Below are 325 nucleotides of genomic sequence, written 5' to 3'. Positions count from 1 at the left end.
ACTATCCCCTGCAAATTGGTTCAGTTGTCCGTCTGCAGATAGATGAATATCTTCTGCGGTACTGAGTCCTATACCATTGGGTGAACTCAGCAATAGCATCGCTTGTTCAAAACGAGCAATTTTGTCTTGAATTTGCTCTGCAAATGCCTGTAACTGCTCAACCGATTCTAACTCATCGGTTTGTTGGTTCTTCGCCACTTCACTGAGGGCTTTGGCATTATTCTGGTTGCCTTCCAGTTGTTGTTTGGCTGTTTGCGCTTCGAGGTGCTCACCTTGTGCTTGTTGTTGTGCATGGGTGGTGATCAGTAATCCTTCGCCTGCTCGA

At 46.5% G+C, this 325-nt stretch carries 1 protein-coding gene; it reads right to left on the bottom strand.

The genetic code is table 11. From position 1 onward, the window contains the following. On the bottom strand, positions 1-325 hold a 325-nt coding region (locus EXE30_RS15780), incomplete at both ends, for a type VI secretion system Vgr family protein (protein ID WP_165382428.1).

Origin of the sequence: Acinetobacter halotolerans, from assembly GCF_004208515.1 — a bacterium.
Classification (GTDB): domain Bacteria; phylum Pseudomonadota; class Gammaproteobacteria; order Pseudomonadales; family Moraxellaceae; genus Acinetobacter; species Acinetobacter halotolerans.
This window is presented reverse-complemented; position numbering and strand designations above follow the sequence as displayed.